The following is a 5,921-nucleotide window of genomic DNA, read 5'->3' as shown; positions in this document are numbered from 1 at the left end:
CGCGGCGATCATCGACCTGCCCGATCTCGGCGGCTCGACGCTGCTGCGCAACGCCGGACTGCCGGTCTATACCGTTACCGAATTCGCCGGCCACTGAACGCCGGTCCGTCGGGGTTTGCCGCCCCGGCTGGCCTCGGTTCACGCTTGGTTCACCGCTTGGTTCACCTTCCGCAGCGAGGTCACGATGCCCAACTTCATGCTGTTTCTCGCCACGTCGGTCGCGATCACGTTCGCGCCGGGTCCCGACAACCTGCAGGTGCTCGCCCGCGGCATCTCGCAGGGCCGCGCGGCCGGCTTCGTCGCCGCGCTCGGCTTCACGGCGGGAATCCTGTTCCACACGACGCTCGCGGCGCTCGGCGTGGCGGCCGTGCTGCGTTCGTCGCCGGTCGCGTTCCAGATCCTGAAGCTCGCGGGCGCCGCGTACCTCGTGTGGATCGGCATCAAGGCGCTGCGCAGCCAGGGTCTCGCGAACGCGCATGCGCGGCCGCCGCAGCCGCTCGGCACGATCTTCCGGCAGAGCGTGATCGGCAACCTGATGAACCCGAAGGTCACGCTGTTCTTCGTCGTGTTCCTGCCGCAGTTCGTCGATCCGCACGGCGCGCAGAGCGTGACGCTGCAGATGTTCGAGCTCGGCGCGCTGTTCATGCTGCAGACGGCCGCGGTCTTCTCGCTGTTCGGCGTCGGCGCGGGCATGATCGGCACGTGGCTGAAGCGGCGCCCGAAGGCCGGCGTGTGGCTCGACCGGATCGCGGGCGCCACGTTCATCGCGATCGGCATCCGCGTCGCACTGAAGGATTGATGACGATGACGTTTCCGTGCATCGCGGCCGCGCGCCGCTTCGATCCGGCCGCGCACCTGCGTTTCGAGATCGCCGGCCAGGCGGTCGGCTGGGTGCGCCGCCAGGACGTCGCGAAGCTCGCGCGCTGGCCCGACGTGTTCGAGCTGACCGGCGAGCGCGTCGTGCTGTCGGCGCGCTACGATTCGGTCGATGCGCGCAGCATGGCGTTGGCCAGCGCGATCGGCGCGCTCGCGGCCGAGGGCGCGATTCCCGGCTGGCGCGACGAGATCTACGCGATCCGCAACCGCTTCGACGATCCGCCGCTCGCGTATATCGAGCGCGCCGCGTCGCGCTTCTTCGGCACGCAGACCTATGCGGTGCACGTGAACGGCATCGTAGAATATGCGGTTACGCCGGGCGAGCCGCCCGTCGCGACCGCGCCGAAGATGTGGCTCGGCCGCCGCAGCGCGACCAAGGCGACCGACCCCGGCATGCTCGACAACGTCGTCGCGGGCGGGATCGGCTGGGGGCTGGGCGTTCACGAGACGCTCGCGAAGGAATGCTGGGAAGAAGCCGGCATTCCGGCCGACCTGGCGGCGCGCGCGATCGCGGGCCGCACGGTGCAGGTACTGAACTCGCTGCCGGAAGGCACGCAGTCCGAACTGATCTTCGTGTACGACCTGCCGCTGCCGCACGATTTCGCGCCGCGCAACCAGGATGGCGAAGTGGCCGAGCACCTGCTGGCCGGCGTGCCCGAGGTGATCGGCTGGCTGCGCGAAGGCCGCGCGACGATGGATGCGAGCCTCGCGACGCTCGACACGCTGCTGCGTCACCGCTGGATCGCGGCGGCCGACGCGGCCGGCATCGACGCGCTGTTCGTGCCGGCTGCATGACGTGCACTGCGACGCGCGCCGCGCGGCGCGAACGGGCAATTTGACGAATACGGAAACAATGGGAGTAGCGGTCATGCCGACCGATCACAGCTTTATCTTGAAACTGTCGTGCCCTGACCGGCACGGCATCGTCCATGCGGTCTCGGGCTTCCTGTTCGAGCGCAGCAACAACATCCTCGATTCCGCGCAGTTCGGCGACAGCCGCACCAGCGAGTTCTTCATGCGCGTGCACTTCGAACAGGACGGCGGCGGCGTGGATGCCGCGTCGGCGCTCGACACGCTTCGCAAGGAGTTCGCGCCGCTCGCCGAACAGTTCTCGATGCGCTGGGAGTTGCACGATGCGGCCGTGAAGCCGCGCGTCGTGATCATGGTGTCGAAGATCGGCCACTGCCTGAACGATCTGCTGTTCCGCTATCGCACCGGCCAGCTGCCGATCGAGATTCCGGCGATCGTGTCGAACCACAAGGAGTTCTACCAGCTTGCCGCGAGCTACAACATTCCGTTCCATCACTTTCCGCTGATCGGCGGCTCGTCCGATGCCGCGAAGGCCGCGCAGGAAGCACGCGTGCTGGAAGTGATCGACGAGCACCAGGCCGATCTCGTCGTGCTCGCGCGCTACATGCAGATCCTGTCGCCGAACATGTGCGAGCAGCTCGCCGGGCGCGCGATCAACATCCACCATTCGTTCCTGCCGAGCTTCAAGGGCGCGAAGCCGTACTACCAGGCCTTCGACCGCGGCGTGAAGCTGATCGGCGCGACCGCGCACTACGTGACGACCGATCTCGACGAAGGCCCGATCATCGAGCAGGAAGTCGAGCGCGTCGACCACAGCATGACGCCCGACCAGCTGACCGCGATCGGCCGCGACGTCGAGTGCGTGACGCTCGCGCGGGCGGTGAAGTGGCACGTCGAGCACCGGATCGTGCTGAACGGGACGAAGACGGTCGTGTTCCGCTGATCCGTCGGCCCCCAACGGCCGGCTCCACAAGCGAAAACGCCGCGCCCTTCACGGGGCGCGGCGTTTTTGTTTGCCGGTGGCGGGCGGCTTCAGATCAGCCGCAGCAGGTACAACTCGCGTTTCAGGTACGCATAGAAGATCGGCGCGGCGATCACGCCCGGCAGCCCGAACGCGGCTTCCATGATCAGCATCGCGAGCAGCAGCTCCCACGCGCGCGACTCGATCTGGCCGCCGATGATCTTCGCGTTCAGGAAGTATTCGAGCTTGTGGATGACCACGAGGAACGCGAGCGACGCGATCGCGGTGCCCATGCTGACCGACAGCGACACCGCGACGATCAGCGTGTTCGAGATCAGGTTGCCGATCACCGGCAGCAGGCCGACGATGAACGTGACCAGCACGAGCGTTTTCGACAGCGGCAGCCGTTGATGGAAGATCGGCAGCGCGACGAGCAGGTAGATGCCGGTGAATGCCGCGTTGATCGCCGAGATCTTGATCTGCGCGAACACGATGCGGCGGAACGCGTCGGCGAAGCGCGACACGCGCGTGACGAGCGCGGTCGACAGCGGTCGGCGCACCTTGCCCTGCTCGACGCCGATCGCGATCATCGCGCCGATGATCATCCCGAACAGCACGTGGCCGAAGCCGCGCGCGACGCTCTTGCCGCTTTGCTGGAGCTGGTCCATGTGCGAGTGCATCAGCACGGCCGCCTTCGTCTTCATCTGTTCGACGTCGACGGGCAGCAGGTTGGCGATCCAGGCCGGCGTGCGGGCGCGGGTCTGCTCGACGATCTGCATCAACTGGCCGAGCAGGCTCTGCAGGTTCGGCACCGTGTGTTCGAAATGCTCGATGATGGCGAGCGTCAGGCCGGTGAGCGCGCCGACGATCGCGATCGACAGCAGCACGACGGCGACCCAGCGCGCGCGCATGCTGGTGGTATGGCGTTCGATCACGGGCGCGATCGTGTGGATCAACTGGTAGACCAGCAGGCCGGCCAGCATCCCGCCGAGCAGCTTGAGCTCGAGGACGAGCCACATCATGACGAGCGCGAAGAGATAGCTGCCGATCTCGAGTGCCGACAGCTTCGGCAGGCTCAAGTCGCTCGTCAGCCGCACGCTGCGCAGGTGCGGCTCGCGGTTCTGCGTGTCGCGCGACTCTTGTTGCTTCTCCATCGTGGATTCCTGTCGTCCGTATGTCGTGCCGCGCCGCGCGCGGTAGCGCGCGGGTCGCCCGGCGCCGCACCGGATTGGTGCGGATGGCGAACCTTACGACCGTAAAGTATAGCTGCCATTATGGTCCGCAAACGGGCCGTTTGGCGCGTGGTGTAAACGCAGAAGGGAAAACGAGGGGGCGCGGCGGCTACGACGAGCGCGCGGCCGGGCGGCCGCGCGCGGGCAGGGTGGAACGGGCGTCAGCCGGCCGCGACTTTGCGGGTCGGACGCTTGAGCAGCGGTGCGAGGTACTTGCCGGTGAAGCTCGCCTTCGTCTTCGCGACCTGCTCGGGCGTGCCCTGCGCGATGATCTGGCCACCGCCGGCGCCGCCTTCGGGGCCGAGGTCGATCACCCAGTCGGCCGTCTTGATCACGTCGAGGTTGTGCTCGATGATCACGACCGTGTTGCCCTGGTCGCGCAGCCGGTGGATCACTTCCAGCAGCAGCGCGATGTCGTGGAAGTGCAGGCCGGTGGTCGGCTCGTCGAGGATGTACAGCGTGCGGCCGGTGTCGCGCTTGGACAGCTCCAGCGACAGCTTCACGCGCTGCGCCTCGCCGCCCGACAGCGTCGTGGCCGACTGGCCGAGGCGGATGTAGCCGAGGCCGACGTCGAGCAGCGTCTTCAGCTTGCGCGCGATGACCGGCACCGCGCTGAAGAACTCGTACGCATGCTCGACCGTCATGTCGAGCACTTCGCTGATGTTCTTGCCCTTGTAGTGCACTTCGAGCGTTTCGCGGTTGTAGCGCTTGCCGTGGCACACGTCGCACGGCACGTAGACGTCCGGCAAAAAGTGCATCTCGACCTTCAGCACGCCGTCGCCCTGGCACGATTCGCAACGGCCGCCCTTCACGTTGAACGAGAAGCGGCCCGGATCGTAGCCGCGCTCCTTCGACGTCGGCACGCCCGAGAACAGCTCGCGGATCGGCGTGAACAGGCCCGTGTACGTGGCCGGGTTCGAGCGCGGCGTGCGGCCGATCGGCGACTGGTCGACGTTGATCACCTTGTCGAAGTGCTCGAGGCCCTCGATCGCCTCGTGCGGCGCCGGTTCGGCCGCCGAGCCGTACAGGTGGCGCGCGACCGCGTGATACAGCGTGTCGTTGATCAGCGTCGACTTGCCGGAGCCGGACACGCCGGTGATGCAGGTCAGGAGGCCGACCGGCAGTTCGAGATCGACGTGCTTCAGGTTGTTGCCGTGCGCGTCGACGATGCGCAGCATCCGCTCCGGATCGGGCGCGAGCCGCTCGTCCGGGTACTCGATCACGCGCTTGCCGAGCAGGTACTGGCCGGTCAGCGACTGCGGGTTCGACTGCACCTGCTTCGGCGTGCCTTCGGCGACCACGACGCCGCCGTGCTCGCCCGCGCCGGGGCCCATGTCGACCACGTAGTCGGCCGTGCGGATCATGTCCTCGTCGTGCTCGACGACGATCACCGAGTTACCGAGGTCGCGCAGGTGCTTGAGCGTCGCGATCAGGCGGTCGTTGTCGCGCTGGTGCAGGCCGATCGACGGCTCGTCGAGCACGTACATCACGCCCGTGAGCCCCGAGCCGATCTGCGACGCGAGCCGGATGCGCTGCGCCTCGCCACCCGACAGGGTTTCCGCGCTGCGCTCGAGCGACAGGTAGTCGAGGCCGACGTTGTTCAGGAACGTCAGGCGCGCGACGATTTCCTTGATCACCTTGTCGGCGATCTCGCGCTTCGCGCCTTCGAGCGTCAGCCCGTCGAAATAGCCGAGCGCGTCGCGCAGCGGCCAGCCGCTGATCTCATAGATGCCGCGCGCGTGGTCGCCGGTGCCGATCCGCACGTGGCGCGCTTCGCGGCGCAGGCGCGTGCCGTCGCACGACGGGCACGGCTGGTTGTTCTGGTACTTCGACAGCTCTTCGCGCACCGCGACCGAATCGGTCTCGCGGTAGCGGCGCTCGAGGTTCGGGATGATCCCTTCGAATACGTGCTCGCGGATCGTCGTGCGGCCGCGCTCGTTGATGTACGAGAACGGGATCGTCTGCTTGCCCGAGCCGAACAGCAGCACCTTGCGGATTTTTTCGGGCAGATCCTCGAATGCGGCGTCGATGTCGAATTCGTA

General features: G+C 67.2%; 5 protein-coding genes and 1 pseudogene. 4 read left to right on the top strand and 2 right to left on the bottom strand.

The genetic code is table 11. The features are described 5' to 3' along the window. From JMF90_RS20630 to purU, 4 genes and pseudogenes are all read left to right on the top strand, one after another. Nucleotides 1-97 (top strand): annotated as a pseudogene (locus tag JMF90_RS20630) (adenine phosphoribosyltransferase); the annotation flags it as partial. Nucleotides 98-184: 87 nt separating this feature from the next. Beyond that, nucleotides 185-799 (top strand): LysE family translocator, encoded by a 615-nt coding sequence (locus JMF90_RS20625; RefSeq protein ID WP_011694405.1) that lies wholly within the window; start codon nucleotides 185-187, stop codon nucleotides 797-799. 5 nt (nucleotides 800-804) lie between these two features. Beyond that, on the top strand, nucleotides 805-1,671 hold the full coding sequence (locus JMF90_RS20620) for an NUDIX hydrolase family protein (protein ID WP_054928058.1): 867 nt from the start codon (nucleotides 805-807) through the stop codon (nucleotides 1,669-1,671). Between the two features lie 73 nt (nucleotides 1,672-1,744). Next, nucleotides 1,745-2,629, top strand: a complete 885-nt coding sequence (purU, locus tag JMF90_RS20615) for a formyltetrahydrofolate deformylase (RefSeq protein WP_006483149.1) — start codon at nucleotides 1,745-1,747, stop codon at nucleotides 2,627-2,629. An 89-nt stretch (nucleotides 2,630-2,718) separates the two neighbouring features. On the opposite strand, the gene JMF90_RS20610 is transcribed toward purU, so the two are convergent. After that, nucleotides 2,719-3,801, bottom strand: a complete 1,083-nt coding sequence (locus JMF90_RS20610; protein WP_006477797.1) for an AI-2E family transporter — start codon at nucleotides 3,799-3,801, stop codon at nucleotides 2,719-2,721. Nucleotides 3,802-4,040: 239 nt separating this feature from the next. After that, nucleotides 4,041-5,921 (bottom strand): excinuclease ABC subunit UvrA (uvrA, locus tag JMF90_RS20605; protein WP_201325371.1); only part of this gene is annotated, 1,881 nt, incomplete at its 5' end.

The sequence above is a fragment of the Burkholderia sp. E168m23 genome (assembly GCF_016586125.1).
Classification (GTDB): domain Bacteria; phylum Pseudomonadota; class Gammaproteobacteria; order Burkholderiales; family Burkholderiaceae; genus Burkholderia; species Burkholderia orbicola.
Note: the sequence above shows the minus strand (reverse complement) of the source record. Positions and strands in the feature narration are given on the sequence as shown.

Coding starts and splice junctions, on each gene's coding strand:
- JMF90_RS20620 (WP_054928058.1), top strand. CDS start 805: ATGACGTTTCCGTGCATCGCGGCCGCGCGCCGCTTCGATCCGGCCGCG.
- purU (WP_006483149.1), top strand. CDS start 1,745: ATGCCGACCGATCACAGCTTTATCTTGAAACTGTCGTGCCCTGACCGG.
- JMF90_RS20625 (WP_011694405.1), top strand. CDS start 185: ATGCCCAACTTCATGCTGTTTCTCGCCACGTCGGTCGCGATCACGTTC.
- JMF90_RS20610 (WP_006477797.1), bottom strand. CDS start 3,801: ATGGAGAAGCAACAAGAGTCGCGCGACACGCAGAACCGCGAGCCGCAC.